Below are 20,734 nucleotides of genomic sequence, written 5' to 3'. Positions count from 1 at the left end.
GAGCGGGTACCGGATGCTGGTCTAAAGGGCTGAAGAACGGCGGAACTCGGCCCGGCCGAGAGAAGACAGGTGCACCTCGTCGGGGCCGTCGGCCAGACGCAGCGTGCGGATGCCGGCCCACAGACCGGCCAGCGGCACGTCCTGGGAGACCCCGGCCGCGCCGAAGATCTGGATCACCCGGTCGAGGATCTCCTGAACAGCCCGGGGCACGGCAATTTTGATGGCCTGAATCTCGGTCATCGCGGCCTTGTTGCCGACGGTGTCCATCAGCCAGGCGGTCTTGAACACCAGCAGGCGCAGCGCCTCGATCTGGATCCGGGCCCCGGCCACCCATTCACGCACCACGCCCCGTTCGGACAGGGTCCGGCCGAACGCCGACCGGTCCGCGGCCCGCTCCCGGGCCAGGTCGAGAGCGCGCTCGGCGGTACCGAGCGAGCGCATGCAGTGGTGGATACGGCCGGGGCCGAGCCGGGCCTGGGCGATCGCGAAACCCTCACCCGGACCACCCAGGATCGCGTCCGCGGGCACCCGCACCTCGTCGAAGGCGATCTCGGCGTGGCCGCCGTGCTCGCGGTCGTCGTAGCCGAAAACAGTGAGCGGACGGACGATGTGCACGCCTTCGGTCTCCCGGGGCACCAGGATCATGCTCTGCTGCCGGTGGCGGGCCGCGTCCGGGTCGGTGATCCCCATGACGATCAGCAGGCGGGCGTCGGGGCTCATCGCTCCCGTCGACCACCACTTGCGGCCGCTGATCACCCAGTCGTCGCCGTCGCGGCGGATCCGGGTGCCGATCTGGGTGGCGTCGGAGGAGGCGACACCGGGCTCGGTCATGCAGAACGACGATCGGATCTGCGCCTCCAGCAACGGGTTCAGCCATCGTTCCCGCTGGGCCGGGGTGCCGAACTCGGCCAGGAGCTCCATGTTGCCGGTGTCGGGGGCGGCGCAGTTCATCGCCACCGGGGCCAGCTGGGGGGAGTGCCCGGTCAGTTCGGCGATCGGCGCGTACTGCAGCTGGCTGAGCCCGGCGCCGTGCTCGCCGGGCAGGAACAGGTTCCACAGCCCGGCCTCGCGGGCCCGGACCTGGAGGTCCTGGATCACCGGGGGCCGCCCCCACCGGCCGGGGTCGGCGGCGAGCTGTTCATCCAGTTCCGGCTCGGCCGGCAGAACCTGGTCGGCGATGAAGGCCCGGGCCCGGTCGGTCAGGTCCCGGGTGCTGGGGTCGGGTGCGAAATCCACGGATTCTCCTCGGCTCTCGACAGTTGGTTCAGCCCGTGCACGGCCAGCGGAACGGCGAGGTCGCCGACCGTTTCGAACCCGGTGCCGACCGTGCCCCCGGCCTGGTAGCGGAAGTAGACGCCCTCGAGGATCACGGCCAGCTTGTAGGCGGCGAAGGCGCGGTACCAGGACAGATGGTCCACCCGCGTCCCGAGCACCTCGCAGTACGTGTCGAGCAGTTCCGGGAACGAGGGGTAGCCCGCCGCCGGGTCGACGGCGCTCACGGCCGTGCCCGGGCTGATCGTATGGATCTCCCAGTAGAGGCCGAGCAGCCCGACGTCGACCGCGGTGTCGCCGAGGGAAGACAGCTCCCAGTCGAGGATCGCGCTGATCGAGGTGCCGTCCACCAGGGCGTTGTCGAGCCGGAAGTCGCCGTGCACGAGTCCGTTGCGCCGGGTGGTCGGTACGCCGTCGCGCAGCCGTTCCTGGAGCCGGTCGAGCTGGGGCAGCTCGCGTGAGCGGGAGCCGTCGTACTGCAGCCCCCAGCGGTGCAGCTGGCGCACGAGGTAGCCGTCGGGGCGGCCGAAGTCGCCCAGGCCGATGCGGGCCGGGTCGAGGCGGTGCAGTTCGGCCAGCAGCCGGATCAGCTCGAAACTGACGTCGCGCAGCGCGGTGGGGGAGTAGGCGGCGTTCTGGTGGCGGCGGGCCAGGGCCTGGCCGGGCATGCGGGTCATCAGGTAGAAGGACGAGTCCAGACCGGTGGACGCGTCGGGCGAGCGTTGCAGGGCCAGGGTGGCGGGTACGGGGACGCCGGTGCCGGCCAGGGCGCTGATCACCCGGTGCTCGCGGGCCATGTCGTGGGCGGTGGCCTGGACGTGGCCCAGCGGTGGGCGGCGCAGGACCAGGGGCCGGGTCGCGCCGTCGATGCCGTAGGTGACGTTGGAGCGCCCGCCGGTCATCAGGGCGGCCGACAGCGGTCGGGGCCCGGTCAGACCGGGATGGGTTCGCCGCAGCCAGCTCTCGAAGACCGGTACGTCCAGGCCGGGGGTGGGCGAGTGCGGGTCGTCCGTCATCCGTGATCCTCTCGCCCGGGAACAGTCTGGAGCCGTGAGTCGAGGTAAGCATACCGCGCAGTCGGTTTGTCGTAGGGGGGATCGACGGGCTACCGTTCATGGCGCTCGTTGACTTCGCCGACCGTCCAGGAGCCCCGTGTGCGTGTACTGATCGTCACCACTGGATCGCGCGGGGACGTTGCGCCGTACCTGGGTCTCGGCCGGCACCTGGCGGACCATGGACACCAGGTCGCGATCGCTGCGCACGACACGTTCGAAGAGATGGTCCGGGAGACCAATCTGGAATGGCGCCGGATACCCGGCGATCCCAACGCCCTGATTGCCGGTAGCCTGCAGAGACAGGTGCCTGGAAAGCCGCTCCCCACGATGTCCGACTTCCTCGACGGCGTCGCCGACGGGATTGTGGACGCGGCCGGGCAAGGCACCGATGTGATGGTGACCTGCCTGGGCCAGGCCCCGGTAAGCCTGCTGGTCGCGGATGCACTCGGCGTACCCAGCCTTGGCGCATACCTCATACCTTCGATTCCCACCGACCAGTTCGCCCTCCCTCGGGCCACCTGGTCAGGCGCGGGTCATCGGGCCGACGGGCGGCGCATGATGTCCGGCGCCCGGCGGCACTACATCGACGTGCTGCCCCGGCTGGCCCGGCGCCTCGGCCTGGCCTCGAGTGCGGTCGATGGCATCTGGGAACGATGGCTGGGTGACAACGGCTGGCCGATCTGCCTCGGATATAGCCCCAGCGTCGTCCCCCGGCCGTCCGACTGGCCGAGCAATGTCGAGGTGACCGGTTACTGGTGGCCGCCGGTACCAGCTGATTGGGCCCCTGATCCTGTCCTGGTTGAGTTCCTTGAGGCTGGGCCGGAACCCGTCTTCGTCGGTTTCGGCAGCATGGTGGTCGATGACGGAGACCGCCTGGGACCGCTGGTAGCTGAAGCAGTCAGCACCGCGGGAGTGCGCGCGGTCGTGCAGGCCGGCTGGGCGGGATTGGCGGTCGCGGGGGACAACATCCTCTCGATCGGCAGCGTTCCGCACGAGTGGTTGTTGCCTCGCACCTGCGCTGCTGTGCACCACGCGGGAGCTGGGACGACCGGTGCGGTCTTACGCGCGGGCGTTCCGGCGGTGCCAGTGCCGGTAACTGCGGACCAGCCGTACTGGGCCCAGCTTGTGCACGAGCTTGGAAGCGCCACCGCTCCAATGCCTTACGGCCAGCTCACGTCCCAGGGTCTGGCTCGGGCGATCACCGAAGCTCTGAGCCTGGATCATGCGCGGGTCGACGAACTGGCGCGTTCGGTGAAGGCAGATGACGGTGCTGGGCAGGTGTTGTCACGGATAAATGCCCTGGTCCAGGACGGGCCTTACTGACGCCCCATCCAGGAACGCCTTGGTCCGCCGCCGGGCCCTCCCAGATTCTCAGGCTCCGTCCTGGCTGGGCAGTGATTGTGCCGACGATCTTCGCAACCTGGAACAGTTTCTGGAATCCCTTTTTCTGGCGGGCCGAGGTCAGGTAGTCCTTGTCACTGACGACGAGTGCGTCTCCGTCGTCATCCCATACCTTGAGGTCAGGATCTTCTGGGGGCGGGGACGAAGGCCTGCCGTCGCAGAGGCGCTACCGCGAAGGTGGACGTCCCGGCGTCCTGATCTGCGGTGCCGCAACGGCACACGGCCGAACTGTCCATGCGCACGATCGTTCACGGTGGCCCCTGCTTCCCGGCGAAGGGGGCACCTCCCGGCCAAAGGCTGGGGGATTGCCTGATCACGAATGAAGGGGTGAGGCCTTATCGGACGAGGAGGTCCCGTTCGATCGCGGCGCGTAGGTGGGCGGGGATCGGGATCGGGCGGCGGGTTTTCGCGTCGACGAAGACATGGACGAAGCGGCCTGTGGCCGCCGGTTCGGTGTTGTCCTCGTCTGCCTGCTGGCGGTGGATGGCCAGTTCCCAGGTGACGCTGCTGGTGCCCAGGCGTCCCGCCCGCAGACCTACCCGCATGACGTCGGGGAAGGAGATCGGGGCTCGGTACTCGCAGGCCGACGATACGCAGATCGCGATCTCCGTGCCGCCGGCCGGGACCAGGCCGGCCGTGATCAGCCAGGTGTTGATCGTGGTGTCCATCGCCTCGTAGTAGACGGCGTTGTTCACGTGGGCGTACTGGTCGTTGTCGTTCCAGCGGGTGGGGAAGAGGCCGTGGTGGCCGTAGTCGCTCATCGGCTCAACCACCCGACCGCATGACGAACGCGAACGCTGCCCGTACGCGTCCACTGCTGGGCGTCTCCCCGGTGATCAGGTCGGCGTAGGTGTGGGACTCGGAGATCCGGACCAGCAGGTACGCCAGGTCGGCCGGGCTGATGGCCGTGCCGAACGGCTGGTCGCCCATCTCCGCCTGCACCAGGTGCTCGACCACCGCGACGTAGCGTCGCTGGATCTCGCTCTCGTTGGTGGTCAGCAGGCGCAGGGCGCGGGCGGGTTCGCGTCGCAGGAAGGTGCGGAAGTAGTCGGCCGAGATCAGGTCTTCGGCGAAGGCGGTGAGGACCGCGACGACCCGCTCGGCACCCTTCAGGTCGGCGTGCGCCCGATCGGCCTGCGACAACGTGGGGACGGCCAGCGACCAGAGCAATTCCGACAGCAAGTTGTCGCGGTTGCCCACCCAGCGGAACAGGGACGTGCGGTCGATGCCCAGAGTGGCTGCGAGGCGGCCCATGTCGATGCGCTGACCGGCCACGAACGTCTCTCGGGCCAGGCGGAACACCGAGACCGTGTCGGGGCGCTCGGCGCTGTCCAGGCGCTGGGATAGCCAGGACGGCGCACTGGCCGTCCCGATCAGGGCCAGCGGGGTGCCGTGCGATCCGGGTGGTCCCTCGGCGAATGACGTGGCGGCCTTCGGCATATCCAGACTCTAGACCGCGCCTCCGGTTGTGGTGCAACATTCTGCAAAGTGATGCACGGGTGCTCGGTCGATGATGCTCGAGGAGGCCACGACCGACACGATCCGGAACGTCCCCCCGGAACCGGTTGCGCCAGAGCTCATTCCGGAGACGCTGGAGGCCGAATTCGACGGCTTCAGGCCGATCTGAGCCCGCTGGAGCAGGAGAGGGCCATGCAGGTGCGGGCCTTCCTGGAGCGCGAGGTGCGCCCGATCGTGAACGATTACCGGGACCGGGCCGAGTTTCCGCACCAGATCATCCAGTCCATCGCCGATCTGGGGCTCTTCGGGATGCAGATCGCCGAGACGGCCCGGTTCGAGAACAGTTCCGTGTTCCGGGGCTGGGTCGCGCTGGAGACCGGGCGGGTCGACGGCCACGTTCGTCGGGGTGCAGAGCGATCTGTCGATGCGCGCAATCGCCCTGGGCGGCTCATCGGGTGTTGCTGGGCGGCAAAGGAATCACGCTGGAAGGGGGAGCGGCCCGGTACTTCGCCGACGCGCTCTACTCGCTGGAGGGCGCGCGCGACATGAGCAATCTGATCGTGGGCCGCGACATCACCGGGGTGTCGGCCTTCGTCCGAGTCAGGTGCGGCGCAGCACCGAGACGACCTTGCCGAGGATGGTCGCGTGGTCACCGTCGATGTCGGCGTAGGCCGGGTTCCGGGGTTCCAGGATCACGTGACCGTCCTGGCGGCGGAACACCTTGACGGTGGCCTCGTCGTCGATCAGGGCCGCGACGATCTCGCCGTTGTAGGCCTCGGGCTGCTGCTTGACCACGACGATGTCGCCGTCGCAGATGGCCGCCTCGATCATCGAGTCGCCGCGCACCCGCAGTGCGAACAAGGTGCCCTTGCCGACCAGGTCGCGGGGCAGGGAGAGCATCTCGTCGGAGATCTCCTGGGCCAGGATCGGTGTGCCCGCGGCGATGTCGCCCAGCACGGGGACGCCGATCGTGCCCGGCTCGGCACCGGGTCGCGGTCCTTCCTCAGCGGCCAGGAACATCCGGACGTCGACCGGCCGGGTGGAGCGCCCGCGGCGCAGGAACCCCAGCTCCTCCAGCCGGCGCAGGTGCCGGCTGACCGTCGAGGTGGAGGCCAGGCCGACCGCGTCGGCGATCTCCCGCGTGGAGGGGGAGTAGCCGTACCGCACCGCCGACTTCTGGATGACGGCCAGGATCTGGCGCTGCCGGTCGTTCAGTATCGACGTGTCCATCGCGTCCAGATCTTCAAGCACCAGCAAATAGTCGCAGACGCGTAGTTCCTCCTTCGCACCGGCTCGACTACGGTGTCATCGGTACAAAACCGGCATAAGGAGACCTATGAGCTCGCTGAGCGACACCGAGACCGAGCTGCGCCGCCCGACCGCCGTCATCACGGCCGACATCAAGGCGAACGCCATCCAGGCCTTCGGCGAGCTGGCGGCCCGTGGACCGGTCTTACGTGTCACCCTCAGCAACGGCCTGGACGCCTGGGCGGTGCTCTCCTACGACGCGGCCCGCGCCGCGCTGACCCACCCGGCGCTGCTGCACGACGCGACCCCGGCCGAGAAGGCGCTCGATGCCGTCGGATACACCATGCACAAGGTCGGGCAGGGCATCGCCGGCTCGATGCTGATGTCCGACCCGCCCGACCACACCCGCCTGCGCCGCCTGGTGGCCCCGACCTTCAGCCCGCGCCGCACCAAGCTGCTGGCCGACCGCGTGCACGAGATCACCGCCGAACTGCTCGACGCGATGGGCCCGGCCGGTGAGGCCGAGCTGGTCGAGGCATTCACCGCGCCGCTGCCCATCACCGTCATCTGCGAACTGCTCGGCGTTCCGGTGCCGGAGCGGGCGGCCTTCCGGCAGTGGACGAACGACATGCTCGACCTGCCCTCACAGAAGCAGCGCACCGCCGCGGCCAGCCTCTACGGCTACCTGTCCGGCCTGGTCGAGCGCAAACAGGCCGAACCGGGCGACGACCTGCTGTCCGACCTGATCGCGCAGCACAACCACGAGGACGGGCGGCTCTCGCGCCAGGAGCTGATCGGCACCGCCGTCCTGCTCGTGGTCGCCGGGCACGACACGACCGTCAACCTGCTGGGCAACGCCCTGGCGGCGCTGTTCCGCCGGCCCGACCAGGCTCAGATCCTGCGGGAGCGGCCCGAGCTGATCCCCGGCGCGGTCGAGGAGTTCCTGCGCCTGGACTCCTCGGTGGAACTGGCCACGCTGCGCTACGCCGCCGAAGACCTCGAGCTGGCCGGAGTACCCATCCGCCGCGGTGACGTGATCGCGGTCTACCTGGGCCAGGCCAACCGCGACGCCCCGCAGAACGACGACGGCGACCGCGACGTCCTCGATGTGACCCGGCCCAGCGCCCGCCACATCGCCTTCGGCCACGGCATCCACCACTGCCTGGGCGCACCCCTGGCCCGGATGGAGGCGACCATCGCCCTCGGTGCCCTGCTGCAGCGCTTCCCCGACCTGGAACCGGCGACCGGCCCGGACGACGTGCAATGGATCCCCTCCGGCATGATGCGCGGGCCGATCTCGCTGCCCGTGCGGTTCACGCCGGTGGGGTGAAGATCCTCAGCGGTTGATTCCGTCGGTCCGGGAGGAGTCCTCGAGCGCGTCTTCCTGCGCCTCGTCCTCCTGGATCTCCCGGAAGTTGATGTACGAGTAGACGACCGTCGCCGCCGCGATCAGCCCGGAGAAGATCAGCGAGGCACCAGCACCCCAGCCTCCGGGCAGCCACCACCGATCATCCAGCGGCCACCACTGCGGCGTAGCCGGGTGCAGACCCCATACGACGCCGATGCCCATCAGGCACGCGATCCCCAGCACCGAGGCGGCGATGCGCAACGGGCTGGCGACACCGTCGGCGGCCGTGCGCAGAGCCGCCTTCCGCACCGGCTCCAGGCGGCGTTCGGCCCACTCGTACTGCGTGGCCAGCACCGCCAGACCGGCGAACAGGGCCAGCAGGCCGGGGCCGGGCAGGACGAGGGCCGCGATCCCCACCAGCACGAGCGCCCAGCCCACGATCTGCAGGGCAATGCTCTTGAGCGCTCCGCCGCCGGGCACCTTCACAGCACACCGCCCGATCCGGTCGACGTCGTCTTGGTGTTCACTGCCCACCTGGTCCCGGGCGTGCGAGACACCCGTCGTGTGTGCGGGCGCGAGGTGACCTCGGACCCCTGATGACCAGGACGTTACTGCCTACGGCACCGCGCCGCCGCCCGAAGATCTACTGCAGCCCGATCATCAGAGGACGCCCGTGGTCGCGAAGCGCTCGCGGTAGGCGGTGGGGGTCAGTCCGAGTTGGCGCTGGAAGGCCCGGCGCATCGTCTCGTCGCTGCTGAAGCCGCCGGCCCGGGCGGCCGTGCTGACCGAGGCGCCGCTCACCAGATACTGCTGCGCGGCCTCCACCCGGCTGACCTCGACGAACCGGCTCGGGGTCATGCCCAGCGCCTGATCGAACATCCGGTGCAGGTGCCGGGCGGACACCCCGGCCCGCCGGGCCAGAGCCTGAACGGTGTGCGGACCGGCCGGGTCGGCGGTCACGGCGTCGAGCACGTCACGCAGGGGCCCGGCCGGTTCGGCGGGCAGGGCCAGACGGGCCGAGAACTGCGACTGACCGCCGGGCCTCCGCATAAATACGACCATCTCCTGGGCCACGTCGCGGGCGACCGAGGCGCCGTGGTCGTCCTCGACCAGCGCCAGGGCCAGATCGATCCCCGCGGTCACCCCGGCCGAACTGAACACGGAACCCGAACGCACGAAAATAGCGTCCGCTGTGACCTTTACCTTCGGATAGGCACGCCGCAGCAGGTCCGCGTGACGCCAGTGCGTCGTCGCCTCACGCCCGTCCAGGATTCCGGCCTCGGCCAGCAGGAACGCTCCCGTGCAGACCGACGCCACCCGCCCGGCCGGGCCACTCAGGCGCCGTAGCGTCGTCACCAGTTCCTGATCCAGTCGCCGGGCGCCCTCGCCGCCAGGCACGATCAACGTGTCGAAACCACCGTCGCCAGCCGCCTCGTCCACACTCAGCCGCACCCCGCTGGAGGTGCGCACCACGGGCCCGGCCAGCCCCACCGTGACGATCTCGTAGCGGCCGAGGCCGGCATCGGCCTCGCTGAAGACCTGCACCGGACCGGCCACGTCGAGCAGCAGCACATCGTCGAAGACCAGCACGCCCACCCGATGAACCATCATCCTGCCCTCAGTTGTCAGGTCCGATTCCGAGGACTGTACGTCCGATCGGTCATCGCGCGGCAGCGGCCTGGTGCTGGAATCTGTGCAGGTGACCAAAACCAGCCTCCAGATCGCCGTCGTCCTCTTCCCTCGCGTCACCGCGCTCGACGCCATCGGGCCCTACGAGATCCTCCAGCGCCTGCCCGGCGCGACCGTGACCTTCGTCGGGCACCAGCGTGGCGAGGTCCGCACCGATAACGGCTTCCTCGGGCTGAGCATCGACCAGACCTTTGAGGACGAGGTGGCCCCCGACGTCGTGGTGGTCCCCGGGGGCATCGGTTCCCGGGCACTACTGGAGGACGAGGTTGCGCTCGGCTGGTTGCGTGGGGCCCACCGCACCACCCGCTTCACGACCTCGGTGTGCACCGGCTCGCTGATCCTGGCCGCCGCCGGGCTCCTGGACGGGCTGACCGCCACGACGCACTGGGAAAACCTCGACGATCTAGCCAAACTTGGAGCCGTCCCGACCTCGGACCGAGTCGTGGAGCACCTGGATCGCCGCATCGTCACCGCGGCCGGCGTCTCCTCCGGTATCGACATGGCCCTGCGCCTGGCCGAGCTCCTGACCGACCGGGTGACGGCGCAGGCCATGCAGCTCATCACCGAGTACGACCCGCAGCCCCCGTTCGACGCGGGCAGCCCGGCCGCCGCCGGGCCGGAGGTCGTGGCGCGGGCCAGGGAAATAGGGCTCCTGAAGGACTGACCTCGATTCCGGTCACCGAGCTCACGTCGGCCCGGGCCTGACGGAGAACACCACCGACCCCCGCCCTCCGCGGGGGAGGGAGGGCGAGGGGCCGGTTGGTGCCTGGAGTAGGCCTACGGAGGGAGGTGGCCTACCCGGTGTCCACTATGCAGTCCGGTCACGTTCTTGGGTGCCGACTACGAGAGCAACCAACCCTACGGACGAGTTGGACGTCAGGTGTAGGAGAACGTGGTTCCACCGTTCTGGCCATGTTCAACATCCCGCAGCTGCTTGACCGGCAGGCGTGCTCGGAGTGGATCGGACACCAGGTCCGCGAGAGTCTGCGGGGGGGGCACTGTCAGTCCTGGGGCGTTGCCGGAGCCGATGCGGCACCGATCACGCCGGTGACGCCTTTCGTTCGCTCTTCTGCGCGTACATTCTCTGGTCGGCCAATGCGCACACGTCGGTGAAGGTCGTCGCACTGGAGAAGACGGCCTGGCCGATCGATGCCGAGACCCCGGCGCCGGCGAGAGCGGATTGGATACGCGCGGACGCATCAATGACCTGCTGCTGCGTCAATCCCACCATCAGGAGGCAGAATTCATCGCCCCCCAGCCGGGCTACCACGTCTGTGCCACGCGCAGCCTCTCGCATGGTCTTGGCGGCCCGGCGCAGGTGTTCGTCGCCGGCCTCATGTCCGAGCGAGTCGTTGATAATCTTCAGATCGTCAATGTCCAGATACATGATGGCGCCCGGTTCGCCCAACCGGCGATAGCGCTCCTCCTCCACGTTCAGAATGCGCTGCCAGCCTCTGCGGTTGGCCAGCCCGGTCAGCTCATCGGTTTCCGACGCGGTCTGGGTTGTCTGAAGGCGGCGCTGCAAATCTGTTCGGTTGAGGTCAAGTTCGGCGACGCAGCCCAGGAGTCCTCCCAGGAGACGGAGCAAGGGTTCCTGGCCGCGCAGGTCCTCTCCCATGGGCGATGGGTTGAGACCGCAAAGGGAGCCGAACAAATGCCCGTCATCACGTTGGATCGGCACGCCGGCATAGGCATTGACCTGGTACTGCTTGCGCCCTGAGACCGGCTCCTGGTCCGGGACCGATTCCAGATCGGGAGTGACGCGGCTGGTTCTGTGCTCCAGCATGTGCCGGCACAGCGTCTGCGACCAGGGCATCGACAGGCCCGGCCGGGTCCCGTAGAAGCTGTCGTTGACGGTCAGGTAGATCTGATTCTCGCCGTCGTAACGGCTCACCAGCCAGATCCCCATCGGGATGGCCTGCTTCAGGTAGGACGTGACTTGACGGCACGCGACGTCGAAGCTCGTGATGGGCTCTGTCAGTGGCTTCTCGTCGGTGAGCCGAGCTTCTGCGTCCACCTGAACCTCCCCTCGCCTGAATTCCACCCTGCCTGATCGGCGCTTCCTGCCCTTCGCTGAAGCCTGAGAATCTGCGCGCCGCTCAGGGGCGCTGGTCCTGGCCGGGGGCCGGGTCGCCGGGTTGCCGGGGGCGGTGCGGGCTCAGGACTCGGAGCCTCGGAGGGCTGACCTGTGCGTCCTGTCACAGGTGCGGGGATGAACAGATCCGCGAATCCGGAAGCTTGTCAAGTTTTCTGTTTACAGGGCAGTAGCTTTAGCTGAGCTTTGGTCAGTGGTTGGGTGTGATGCGGTTCGGGTAGGCGGTGTCAAGGGTGTTGATCGCGGCGGTCCAGCCGACGACGGAGGCTCCTTCGACGAGGTGTCCGAGGGTGGTTCTGATGCCGGCGGGCTTGCCACGGTCCTTCTCCCGGGCCCGGGCGCGCTTGTCCTCGATGTCGCGGACCGTCATCCCGCCGGCATACAGCGAGATGATCATGTCGTCCAGGCCGCCCAGGCGCCGGGTTCCTTTCGATACCAGGGCCGGGCTGGAAGGTCCCGGCCCGGTCCCGGGGCGTGTCGATCCGGACATCACCCACCTGGGTGGCAACAATTTTCGGGGTCGACCCGTTCCGCACGTTGCCCGCTGCGGACGCGGCGTCCTCGCCGTGGGCGTAACCCAGGCGCTGCTCCCGGCCAATGCGTGGCAGAACGTCCTGGACACCCAAGGCCAGGCCCAGGACCTGGATAAGGCTGGCGTCGTCGAGCTGACCGGGATCCTGTGCGAGTCGGTCGGCGGTGACCAGCTGAAGACCTGGCCCGAGGGCATCCGCGCCATCGTGCCCCGCGAAAAGTCCCACCCCGGGGCCCACTGTCTCTCGTCGAGGAACTCGACGTTGGGGTCATCAGTTGTTCGCGACGAATACCCCCGCCATGACTCGATGCGTGCTCGGGCGGATCGCGGTCTTGAAGGCCCGTCACCGCGCTCATACAGGCGTGAAGGACCGGATCCGGGCCGGCGGAAACACGGGTTTGGAGTACTTCCCCTCCAAGGGTGCCCGGACAAACCTGGCCTGAATCGCCGCCCCGGTGACCTGGCTGTCGCTGCTCTGCCTGACTGGGCCCCTTGCGCGGGGCGAACCGAGAACCTGCTTCACCGGATCCTCCACACCAGCGCCCGGATCATCCGCGGCCAACACGGCAGGACCGTACGCGCCCCTCAAATTTGGCCCTGGAAAAGGAGCTCCGCGCCTTTGTCGCAGCCGCGATGAACCTGCCCATGAAGACCTGAGCAACTGGCGCAGGCCCTGCCCGCACAACCTGCAGGGACCCGCCCCGGACAGTTCCAGCGACCTCACCCGAGGATGATCGAGGTTGCGGTCCTCGGCGGTGGAGTGCCCGCGTTGTCCAACGGGTAACCACCATCGCAGGGCCCAGGCAGGCCCCCCGGGTGCATTCAGCAATCGAGTGATCAGATGAGGCTCTTGGCCGGATCTGCGTCGCCGTAGAACTTGGTCCAGAGAACCTTCAAGTGATCATGAAGATCTTCTGGTGTGTCGAATTCCCAGTCTGTGGCTTTTTCGTAATCGCGAAGAGTGATCTGGCCGGCGAGGCTCTTGGCGAAGCCCCGGCGAAAGCGCTCCTGGATTCCGTCGATGCGTAGACCGGCCATGTCTGTGATGAATGCTTCTTCCCAGTCGGCGAAGAGGGCATTGACGTTCATCATGCGGCCGGAGTAGTTAAGGAAAGCTTCGATGTCGGGATCAGGGTTCATGGTCAGTCCTTGGGGCGTGGGAACATGGTGATGAGTTGATATTCACCGGCCGCATTTTTGCGGTACAGAGCGAAGAGGGTGCCGTCGGTGAAGTCGATCGTGATCGGTTGCTGGCTTCCGGGTGGGTCTCCGGTAGGCTTGTTTTTGGATCCGGTTCTTTGTATGCCGTGAATATGATGGTGGTAATTGGCCCCAAAGACTTGTTGGAGGGGGACGTTGACTTGGACGCGGGGGTCTAAGGTGACTGCTGCGTTGCGTTCCTGGGTTTTGAACTCTTCGCTGGATCGTAGATATGTGTCGGCGTCCACGAGGGCTGTGTCGGTGGTGAACTTGGTGGCGTTGCGATTGTAGTTGTGGATGCCTCCCGTGGCGCCGTCTGTGGTGGTTCCTGTGATCGGGTCCTTGCCCCAAAGTGCCCGGTCGGTGAGTTGCTGGTCGGTGATCTGGGCGCCGTGGCGTTGCGGGGCGTGGCCTTGGCGTCGCAGTTCTACGATACGGGTCCGGGTTGCGGCCAAGGCGCCGGGCGAATCGCCTTCAGGAGCATCTCCGAATATTCCTCCTCGCCTGGCTGACACCTGTTCCTCGGCAATTTCCATCTGGATGGTGGAGAGCGCTTCGCCGGATTCTTCAATTTTCTCGATCACGTCGTGAAGGGCACCGGTGAGGTATTCTTCGCCGGTGGCGGCCATGGTCATGCGCGCTTCGTCGAGTTGGCAGAGGACGCCGTCCAGGCCGGTGCCGATCTCGGCGGTGGCCGCGTCGAGCCGATCGGCGACGCCGGTGAGGCCGTGCTCGTCGTGAAGAGGCTGGAGGATGTGCGCGCAACGCTCAGCTCGTTCGCACACCTTCGCGAGCTCGCCGACGATTTCGGTGAGGTGTTCAGAGGCGGTTTCGTATCCCTGAGCCACGCTGTCCCAGCCGTGCTCCCAGCAGTTGAGGGCCCGTTCCCCGGCCGTGGTGGCTGCGCCGACGACTTGATCGTGACGTTGGCGCAGGGCGGTGGCGAGCGCGGTCAAGGATCTCTGGATCTCCTGTGCCCGGTTCGTCACCGTCCATGACTATCGGTATCAATCGGGCAGAACAAGCATCAGGTGTCGCCCGAGCATGTCGGCCGGGATCGAACCGGTACGACCAGCTTGGAAGCCCTCTGACCGATGCCTCAAACTGGCGAATCGGCCTCGATGGTTGTCCAGGTGGCCTGGATTACCTCCAGCCGTCCCGCTCACCTGGCATGTATCTGGCGGCCGCGTCAAGGTACGTCACGACGGTGATACCTGATTCTTTCCAAGGCATATAGAGCGGCTGTCTGGACATGCCTCAAAGGGCCTTCAGTACTGCAACGACCCTTCGTTACTGAAACCGCGGAGCCACCGAAGAGGCTCTCTTGCGCAATGGCGCCCATACCGCGCAGGAGGAGGGCCGGTGCCGGGTCCGGACGGGGTCGGGTCCTCGGGTCAGCTGCGTCGCCTAGTAGTCCATGATGTGGCGCTGTACGTGCTGGCCCGATTGGTGACGTTTTCCTACTGAAGGAGATCCTGGTGGACCGCCCCGCCATTGACGCGAGTGACCACAGCGAGTTCGACGCCTTCGTCGTGGTGCGCACCGACTTCGACCGTCCGCAGGCCTGGGCCGCGATCCAGCGGGAACTGGACCCGCCGATGAATGGAGCGGCGGCTCACATGCCCGACCCGTTGCTGGTCGACGATCCGGCCTGGGCCGGGGCGAGCTGGGAGGAAGTGATCGCGACTCTGTCTGTTCCTTCGGGACAGGAAGGGCCCAGTGTCGTGCTGCTGGCCGACTCCATCGCGATGACGTCCGACAAGCATCAGCTTCTGGCCGTGGATATCCGTCGGCTGCTCGATCCGGAGGGGGGCGACGAGGAGGATGTGGAACTGGAGGATGACGAAGACTGGGACGGGCTGGAAACGCCATTCGTGGGGAAGATTTCAGCGCGCCAGGCTGCATCGGCGGCCGTCAACATCGCCTTGGGCAACTTGAACTTCGAGGAACTGATTGAGGCTGAGGTCTGAGCACCCACGACCTCTAGTACTGCAGTGGCAGCTCGTGATTCTGCTGCGTTGGTCGCAGACAAGACGTGGCCACCGCACCAGGGTCTTGGTGGCACGGTCAGGAGGAGGCGACGTGACGCGTCTGGTCTACCCGCAGCCCGACCCTCACTGGACGGCCCGGACGTGGGTGCTGGGGGCAGTCCCCAGCACCCCGATCGCGTGTTCGGTGACCGCGGATGCGACAGCAGCCCCCACTGCCGCAAGATCCGCAAGCTCGGCATCACCCCGTACATCGCCTGCCGCAAGACAGCCAACGGCTCCGGCCTCGGTGTCCACCGCTGGCCTGTCGAGCGAACCTTCGTCCGGCTTCACGGATTCAAGCGTCTGCGCATCCGCTACCAACGCCGCGCCGACATCGATCAGGCCTTCATTTCCCCTGCCTGTTCATGGATCTGCCTTCGGCATCTCATTCTGAACTGACCTCTGACAGCTGAGGCATCCACGGTCTTGGGGGAAGGTCAGACCGGACCCAGAGGAACTAACGAGCAGGACCACTGAGGTCCGGAACATCTCGTCAACTGTTCAGGACACCCGCACGGTTGTCGGCTCCGTTCCATAGTTCTGGACGGAGACCGGCACCAGCGCAGCATAGGAGCACCACCCTTGGGCCTGGGTGAAGCAGGCGATGGTGGCTGTCTGGGTGACGCCCGCGATGGAGACCACTACGTGCGAAGGTTGGCCGCGCACGGTGCCCACGACAGCGGTCACACCGTCGTTCTGACCTTCGGGGTCGAGGGTGGCCACGTCGTAGCCCAGGTCTCCCCACCGGGCGGTGGGGTCGGTGGTGTCCAGCAAGGTGTGCGTGCTGTCGGGGTAGCCGACCCCGAGAACCTTTCCCTCGCGCCAGGCCTGCAGCCCGTGTCCCAGGTCGACACGATCGTCACTGACCTGCACAGGTCCGGACGAGCCGGCGGCCAGAGTCAGCCCTGAACCCACGAGTTCGAATCTGGCGTCCCTATGGCTGGACAGGGCGATGCCACCCGTGACAGCGGCGAGCACAGCGGTCGTAGCCGTGGCGGTAGCACCCCATGTGCGCCGCCGGCGACGGGCCCGGAACTGCTGCCGGCCGGCGGCGACGATCTCCTGGGCGTTGACGGCTCCCTCGACCGGAGCGGTACGAAAGTGCTGACGTATCTGCTGCTCACTCATCGACACAACTGGTGTCCCTTCTACTCAGGTGCTGGAAAACGTGAGGAACGGCGCCGGGTTCCGGCGATCAGCGCGGAGACAAGGTCGGTGGCGTGAGGGGTGCCGGGGCGACGCGCAGCTTGGCCAGCGCCCGGGAGTTCAGGCTTTTGACCGTTCCGGTACTCACCTTCAGCAGGCGAGCGGTTTCCTTCTCGGACAGGTCTTCGCAGTAGCGCAGAACGAGGACAGCGCGCTCCCGCGGCGTCAGCCGGGCCAAGGCCCGATCCACGGCGTCGCGTTCGGCCACGGCCTGGGCCGGATCTCCGCCCGAGAGCGGTCCGGCGGCCTCGGCCGCGGTGCTGCTGGACGGGAGATCTTCGGGAGCGGTGCTGTTCTCCCGCCAGCGGCGCCGTCGCCACAGATCGGTATGGCAGTGGAGCAAGGCCTTGCGGGCGTAGGCATACGGCACCTTCCCCCGTGCCGCCGGCCACGCGAGATAGGTCTTCGTCAGCGCGATCTGCACGAGATCTTCTGCCAGCCAGCGATCGCCGGTCAGGAAGTGAGCTGCCCGCAGCAGCGCACCCCCGTGCTCCTCGGCGAACGCGGTGAACTCCTCGTCCCGCCGCTCTGATGACCCCATGTCTCCTTCAACGAGCTCAGAGATCTGGAAGGTTGGCAGATTCCGGAAAATACCCGCACCGGGAGTTCTAGAACTCCGGGGAGACTTTGCATGATCACGAAGGAGGGGTTTGGGGCGCAGAGGACGAGGCAGCGGCCGGGCTGGGTGGTCTCCGGGTCAGAGGGCGCCGAGTAGCGCCTGGATCCCCACCACCCCGGCACCCCGGGCCCAGTCCTCGAAACCCAGCGGCTCGGTCGAGATCGTCAATTCGCACTGACGGTTCCCGGCCGGGCCCAGGCGCAGTTCGAGGGTGGTGGCGGTGACCGGTGAGGCGTACAGCGTGCCGACGTCCTCCCCGGCCAGCACGATCCGCTCGGTCTGCAGGCCGCCGGCCACGGTGGCGATGAGGTGGCCCAGGGCGGTGGCGGCGCCGGTGAACCAGGAGGGGTCCAGGGTGGCCAGCTGCTCGAAGGTGACGTCGGCACCGGGCAGGCCGAAGCGGGCGGCCACGGCGTCGCGGTCCAGGTAGCCGGCCACGCAGCCGTGATGTCCCAGGCGGCAGGCCGGGCCGGTGCTGTCGACGGGGGAGTGGGACAGCAGGTGGCCGTTGTCGATGAGGTGCTCCAGCACGATTCCTTCACGAACGACGGCGAAGCCCAGCCCGGCCCCGACGGTGATCACGCCGAAGGTGTCGTGGGTGCGCCCGGCCCCGAACCACAACTGCTCGCGGGCCAGGGCGACCACGTCGTTGCTGAGAACCGCCGGGACGCCGCCGGATCGGCTCACGCGTTCGCCCAGATCGACGTCGCGCCAGCCGAGGAACGGTCCGTCACGCACCACCGAGCGCCCGTCGACGACCCCGCCCAGTGAGATCCCTACCCCGTCGACACTCTTGCCCAGGCGCCGCACCAGGCGCCCGATCACCCGCACCACACCCTCGACCGGAACAATGCCTTCGGCCCGGGCGGGCAGCGGCAGGCTGAGGGATGTGATCACCTCGCCGGCCAGGTCGCACAGCACGCCGTAGGCGGTGTCGCCGGTGAGCTTGATCCCGACCACGTGCCGGCTTTCGGGAACGGCGGTGAGGATCTGGCGCGGGCGGCCGATGCTCGTGCGCTCGGACTCCTCGGTGACGATGCCCGCGTCCGCCATGATCCGCACGACCCGCGACATCGAGGCTTCGGAGAGCCCGAAGGCCTCGCACAGGGCCGCACGGGTCGAGGGGCCGTGCATGAGCAGGTGCCCGGTGATGGCCTGGGCGCGTGGGGAGAGCGGGGGGTGATCGTCCATGACCCGAAAAACCATACAGAATTGAGGACGCGTCCCCGCACCTTTTCTTGCATGGTAAAAGTAAGTCTGTCCTGTCGGGCCGGGGAGAGCCGGGCCGACCACCACGAACCGCAACGGAGCACCCGCGTGACCGACGACCACAGCCGGGACGTGCGTCCCCCCGTCCACCTGCGCGCTGCCGGGGTCTCCCTGGTCATCGACCTGGAGGGGCCGGTCCCGTCGGTCGTGCACTGGGGCGCCGACCTGGGCGATGTGAGCGAGGCGGGGCTGTCGGCCCTGGCTCTGTCGGCCGGGGTCGAGCTGACCAGCAACGCCCCCGACGTCCCCCGGCGCCTGACTCTGCTCCCCGTCGAGCGCGACCTGTGGTCGGGCACCCCCGCGATCGCCGGGCACCTGGCCGGACGGCGTACCTCGCCCCGCCCGGTCTCGGTGCGCGAGGCTCTGACGGTGACCCCCGACCCGGCCGGCGGCGGCACGATCGAGGCCGAGTTCACCGACGAGATCACCGCACTGGCCCTCTCGCTGTTCCTGCGCCTGACCCCACAGGGACTCGTGCAGGTGCGCCACCGCGTCCACCGTTCCGAAACTGACGCTGATGGCGAACAGCCTTATGATCTGGCCGGTCTCACCGCCCTGATGCCCCTGCCGCCGCGCGCGTCCGAAATCCTCGACTTCACCGGCCGCTGGTCGCGCGAGCGCCAGCCGCAGCGGCTGCCCGTGACCGACGGCTCGCACCACCGGCACGGGCGCCGCGGCAAGCCGGGCGCTGACAATCCGTACGTGACCATCGTTGGCACAGCTGGTTTCGCCAACCGTACCGGCGAGGTGTGGGGCTTCCACCTGGCCTGGAGCGGCGACAGCCACTGGCGGGTCGAGCGGCTGCCCGAGGGTGCGGGCGGCGCGAGCGCGGTCATCGGTGGCGGTGAGGCGCTGCGCCCGGGGGAGATCCGGCTGCTGCCGGGCCAGGAGTACGTGTCGCCGGATGCGTTCTTCGCCTGGTCGGGGCAAGGGCTGGACGGGATCTCGGATCGGTTCCACCAGTACCTGCGCGCCCGGGACAGCCATCCGGTGCGGCCTCGTCCGGTGCTGGTGAACACCTGGGAGGCCGTGTATTTCGATCATGACCAGGACCGACTGACGGCCCTGGTGGATCGCGCGGCCGAGGTGGGGGCCGAGCGGTTCGTGCTGGACGACGGCTGGTTCCTGGGCCGGCGTAACGACCGCACGAGCCTGGGTGACTGGCAGGTCGACCCGCAGGTCTGGCCGCGGGGCCTGGCTCCGCTGGCCGATCACGTGCGGGCCCGGGGCCTGGAGTTCGGGCTGTGGTTCGAGCCGGAGATGATCAGCCTCGACTCGCGGGTCGCCCGCGAGCATCCGGACTGGATCCTCGCTCCCTCGCAGGGTTTCGGCGCGTCCATGCGGCAGCAGTACGTGCTGGACCTGACCAGCGAGGCCGCGTTCGGCTACCTGCTGGAATCGATCAGTGGCCTGGTCGCGCAGTACGGCGTGGCCTACGTGAAGTGGGACCACAACCGTGAGCTGCACGAGGCGGTCTCGCGTGTCCACGGTGACGCGGTCGCGGTGTCGGCGCAGACCCACGCGCTCTACCGGCTGATGGACGAACTGCGCTCGCGTCATCCGGGCCTGGAGATCGAGTCGTGCTCGGCCGGGGGATCGCGCGTAGACCTGGGCATTCTGGCCCGCACCGACCGGGTCTGGGCGTCGGACTGCATCGACCCGGTCGAGCGGATCATGACCGACCGCTGGACCTCACTGCTGCTGCCGCCGGAGCTGATCGGTGTGCACGTCGGCTCGTCCCCGGCCCACACCACGAGCCGGCAGACCGACGTCACCCTGCGCTTCGCCGGGGCCCTGCTCGGGCACACCGGCGTGGAGTGGGACCTGACCGGCCGGGATCCGGACGAACTGGCCGCGCTGACGGCATTCATCGCGTTCCAGAAAGACATTCGCGCCCTGATCGCCCGCGGCCGGGTGGTGAACGCCGACATCCCCGACCCGGCCACCACGCTGCGAGGTGTGGTCGACGCCGACGGAAGCCGGGCCGTGTACGTGTGGGCCCGCACGGTGACGTCCTCGTCCATCCTCTCGGGGCAGGTGCGGTTCCCGGGCCTGGACGCCGGGCGCGACTACACGGTGCGCGTCGTCAGCGAGTTCGGCCTGCCCTCGTTCCCGGGCCGCGAGCACTCCCCGTGGGTGGCCGCGGCGCTGGAGAACGATCTCACCCTGCCCGGCGCGGTGCTGGCCCGGGCCGGTCTGCCGATGCCGACGCTGGCGGCCCAGCAGGCCCTGGTGCTGGAACTCAACGCCGTCTGAGGTCTCACCGGTCAGGGCGGATGTCGGTGGGGCGTGGTTCGGATTAGGTTGGCCGT

20 protein-coding genes and 1 pseudogene are annotated in these 20,734 nt (G+C 68.2%); 7 read left to right on the top strand and 14 right to left on the bottom strand.

Features of this window, described 5'->3' with window-relative positions:
• Nucleotides 1-21 precede the first annotated feature (21 nt).
• Nucleotides 22-1,236: an acyl-CoA dehydrogenase family protein gene (locus LR393_RS14515; RefSeq protein WP_231484433.1), complete on the bottom strand. Its 1,215-nt coding sequence runs from the start codon at nucleotides 1,234-1,236 to the stop codon at nucleotides 22-24.
• Complete coding sequence (locus LR393_RS14510) at nucleotides 1,200-2,288, bottom strand: phosphotransferase family protein (RefSeq protein ID WP_231484432.1); 1,089 nt, start codon at nucleotides 2,286-2,288, stop codon at nucleotides 1,200-1,202. Before LR393_RS14510 ends, LR393_RS14515 begins: the two co-directional genes overlap by 37 nt.
• A 138-nt stretch (nucleotides 2,289-2,426) precedes the next feature.
• Here LR393_RS14510 and LR393_RS14505 point away from each other — a divergent pair, with 138 nt between their 5' ends.
• On the top strand, nucleotides 2,427-3,650 hold the full coding sequence (locus tag LR393_RS14505; RefSeq protein ID WP_231484431.1) for a glycosyltransferase: 1,224 nt from the start codon (nucleotides 2,427-2,429) through the stop codon (nucleotides 3,648-3,650).
• Nucleotides 3,651-4,063: 413 nt separating this feature from the next.
• Here the strand turns inward: LR393_RS14505 and LR393_RS14500 are convergent, their stop codons facing one another.
• Together LR393_RS14500 and LR393_RS14495 are read right to left on the bottom strand one after the other, a co-directional pair.
• Nucleotides 4,064-4,489, bottom strand: a complete 426-nt coding sequence (locus LR393_RS14500; RefSeq protein WP_231484430.1) for an acyl-CoA thioesterase — start codon at nucleotides 4,487-4,489, stop codon at nucleotides 4,064-4,066.
• A 4-nt stretch (nucleotides 4,490-4,493) separates the two neighbouring features.
• Nucleotides 4,494-5,168, bottom strand: coding sequence for a QsdR family transcriptional regulator (locus tag LR393_RS14495; protein ID WP_231484429.1), 675 nt, complete (start codon nucleotides 5,166-5,168; stop codon nucleotides 4,494-4,496).
• 210 nt (nucleotides 5,169-5,378) lie between these two features.
• On the opposite strand from LR393_RS14495, the gene LR393_RS14490 reads away from it, so the two are divergent.
• A complete protein-coding gene (locus tag LR393_RS14490) occupies nucleotides 5,379-5,735 on the top strand; it encodes an acyl-CoA dehydrogenase family protein (protein WP_231484428.1) in 357 nt (118 codons plus the stop codon).
• 51 nt (nucleotides 5,736-5,786) lie between these two features.
• On the opposite strand, the gene lexA is transcribed toward LR393_RS14490, so the two are convergent.
• Nucleotides 5,787-6,416, bottom strand: coding sequence for a transcriptional repressor LexA (lexA, locus tag LR393_RS14485; protein WP_269327260.1), 630 nt, complete (start codon nucleotides 6,414-6,416; stop codon nucleotides 5,787-5,789).
• A gap of 106 nt (nucleotides 6,417-6,522) precedes the next feature.
• On the opposite strand from lexA, the gene LR393_RS14480 reads away from it, so the two are divergent.
• Nucleotides 6,523-7,764, top strand: coding sequence for a cytochrome P450 family protein (locus LR393_RS14480; RefSeq protein WP_231484426.1), 1,242 nt, complete (start codon nucleotides 6,523-6,525; stop codon nucleotides 7,762-7,764).
• A 6-nt stretch (nucleotides 7,765-7,770) separates the two neighbouring features.
• On the opposite strand, the gene LR393_RS14475 is transcribed toward LR393_RS14480, so the two are convergent.
• Together LR393_RS14475 and LR393_RS14470 are read right to left on the bottom strand one after the other, a co-directional pair.
• Nucleotides 7,771-8,262 carry a PGPGW domain-containing protein gene (locus LR393_RS14475; RefSeq protein WP_231484425.1) on the bottom strand — a complete coding sequence of 164 codons (492 nt, stop codon included), beginning with the start codon at nucleotides 8,260-8,262 and terminating at the stop codon, nucleotides 7,771-7,773.
• A 180-nt stretch (nucleotides 8,263-8,442) separates the two neighbouring features.
• Nucleotides 8,443-9,393, bottom strand: a complete 951-nt coding sequence (locus LR393_RS14470; protein ID WP_231484424.1) for a GlxA family transcriptional regulator — start codon at nucleotides 9,391-9,393, stop codon at nucleotides 8,443-8,445.
• A gap of 88 nt (nucleotides 9,394-9,481) precedes the next feature.
• Between LR393_RS14470 and LR393_RS14465 the strand changes: the two genes are divergently transcribed.
• Entirely contained in the window at nucleotides 9,482-10,135 is a 654-nt protein-coding gene (locus LR393_RS14465) for a DJ-1/PfpI family protein (RefSeq protein ID WP_231484423.1), read from the top strand.
• A gap of 375 nt (nucleotides 10,136-10,510) precedes the next feature.
• Here the strand turns inward: LR393_RS14465 and LR393_RS14460 are convergent, their stop codons facing one another.
• From LR393_RS14460 to LR393_RS14445, 4 genes and pseudogenes are all read right to left on the bottom strand, one after another.
• Nucleotides 10,511-11,488 carry a sensor domain-containing diguanylate cyclase gene (locus LR393_RS14460; protein WP_231484422.1) on the bottom strand — a complete coding sequence of 326 codons (978 nt, stop codon included), beginning with the start codon at nucleotides 11,486-11,488 and terminating at the stop codon, nucleotides 10,511-10,513.
• 427 nt (nucleotides 11,489-11,915) lie between these two features.
• Nucleotides 11,916-12,147: pseudogene (locus LR393_RS14455) on the bottom strand (transposase); the annotation flags it as partial.
• 788 nt (nucleotides 12,148-12,935) lie between these two features.
• On the bottom strand, nucleotides 12,936-13,238 hold the full coding sequence (locus LR393_RS14450; protein WP_231484421.1) for a hypothetical protein: 303 nt from the start codon (nucleotides 13,236-13,238) through the stop codon (nucleotides 12,936-12,938).
• A gap of 2 nt (nucleotides 13,239-13,240) precedes the next feature.
• Nucleotides 13,241-14,254, bottom strand: a complete 1,014-nt coding sequence (locus tag LR393_RS14445) for a hypothetical protein (RefSeq protein WP_231484420.1) — start codon at nucleotides 14,252-14,254, stop codon at nucleotides 13,241-13,243.
• Nucleotides 14,255-14,776: 522 nt separating this feature from the next.
• Here LR393_RS14445 and LR393_RS14440 point away from each other — a divergent pair.
• Both LR393_RS14440 and LR393_RS14435 read left to right on the top strand, forming a co-directional pair.
• A complete protein-coding gene (locus LR393_RS14440) occupies nucleotides 14,777-15,268 on the top strand; it encodes a DUF6924 domain-containing protein (protein WP_231484419.1) in 492 nt (163 codons plus the stop codon).
• A 198-nt stretch (nucleotides 15,269-15,466) separates the two neighbouring features.
• Nucleotides 15,467-15,727, top strand: coding sequence for a hypothetical protein (locus LR393_RS14435; RefSeq protein WP_407937320.1), 261 nt, complete (start codon nucleotides 15,467-15,469; stop codon nucleotides 15,725-15,727).
• A 102-nt stretch (nucleotides 15,728-15,829) separates the two neighbouring features.
• Here LR393_RS14435 and LR393_RS14430 read toward each other — a convergent pair whose 3' ends face one another.
• From LR393_RS14430 to LR393_RS14420, 3 genes are all read right to left on the bottom strand, one after another.
• Complete coding sequence (locus tag LR393_RS14430) at nucleotides 15,830-16,456, bottom strand: hypothetical protein (protein ID WP_231484418.1); 627 nt, start codon at nucleotides 16,454-16,456, stop codon at nucleotides 15,830-15,832.
• 67 nt (nucleotides 16,457-16,523) lie between these two features.
• Nucleotides 16,524-17,075, bottom strand: a complete 552-nt coding sequence (locus LR393_RS14425; protein WP_231484417.1) for a SigE family RNA polymerase sigma factor — start codon at nucleotides 17,073-17,075, stop codon at nucleotides 16,524-16,526.
• A gap of 156 nt (nucleotides 17,076-17,231) precedes the next feature.
• Nucleotides 17,232-18,344, bottom strand: coding sequence for an ROK family transcriptional regulator (locus LR393_RS14420; protein ID WP_231484416.1), 1,113 nt, complete (start codon nucleotides 18,342-18,344; stop codon nucleotides 17,232-17,234).
• Between the two features lie 126 nt (nucleotides 18,345-18,470).
• On the opposite strand from LR393_RS14420, the gene LR393_RS14415 reads away from it, so the two are divergent.
• Complete coding sequence (locus LR393_RS14415) at nucleotides 18,471-20,678, top strand: alpha-galactosidase (protein WP_231484415.1); 2,208 nt, start codon at nucleotides 18,471-18,473, stop codon at nucleotides 20,676-20,678.
• Nucleotides 20,679-20,734 lie beyond the last annotated feature (56 nt).

This window comes from Kineosporia mesophila, from assembly GCF_021129235.1.
In the GTDB taxonomy this organism is placed as follows: Bacteria; Actinomycetota; Actinomycetes; order Actinomycetales; family Kineosporiaceae; genus Kineosporia; species Kineosporia mesophila.
Note: the sequence above shows the minus strand (reverse complement) of the source record. Positions and strands in the feature narration are given on the sequence as shown.

Bases quoted from the DNA above. Each gene is read 5' to 3' on its own strand.
- LR393_RS14510 (WP_231484432.1), bottom strand. From the start codon at position 2,288: ATGACGGACGACCCGCACTCGCCCACCCCCGGCCTGGACGTACCGGTC.
- LR393_RS14500 (WP_231484430.1), bottom strand. From the start codon at position 4,489: ATGAGCGACTACGGCCACCACGGCCTCTTCCCCACCCGCTGGAACGAC.
- LR393_RS14495 (WP_231484429.1), bottom strand. From the start codon at position 5,168: ATGCCGAAGGCCGCCACGTCATTCGCCGAGGGACCACCCGGATCGCAC.
- LR393_RS14490 (WP_231484428.1), top strand. From the start codon at position 5,379: ATGCAGGTGCGGGCCTTCCTGGAGCGCGAGGTGCGCCCGATCGTGAAC.
- lexA (WP_269327260.1), bottom strand. From the start codon at position 6,416: ATGGACACGTCGATACTGAACGACCGGCAGCGCCAGATCCTGGCCGTC.
- LR393_RS14480 (WP_231484426.1), top strand. From the start codon at position 6,523: ATGAGCTCGCTGAGCGACACCGAGACCGAGCTGCGCCGCCCGACCGCC.
- LR393_RS14470 (WP_231484424.1), bottom strand. From the start codon at position 9,393: ATGATGGTTCATCGGGTGGGCGTGCTGGTCTTCGACGATGTGCTGCTG.
- LR393_RS14450 (WP_231484421.1), bottom strand. From the start codon at position 13,238: ATGAACCCTGATCCCGACATCGAAGCTTTCCTTAACTACTCCGGCCGC.
- LR393_RS14430 (WP_231484418.1), bottom strand. From the start codon at position 16,456: ATGAGTGAGCAGCAGATACGTCAGCACTTTCGTACCGCTCCGGTCGAG.
- LR393_RS14425 (WP_231484417.1), bottom strand. From the start codon at position 17,075: ATGGGGTCATCAGAGCGGCGGGACGAGGAGTTCACCGCGTTCGCCGAG.
- LR393_RS14420 (WP_231484416.1), bottom strand. From the start codon at position 18,344: ATGGACGATCACCCCCCGCTCTCCCCACGCGCCCAGGCCATCACCGGG.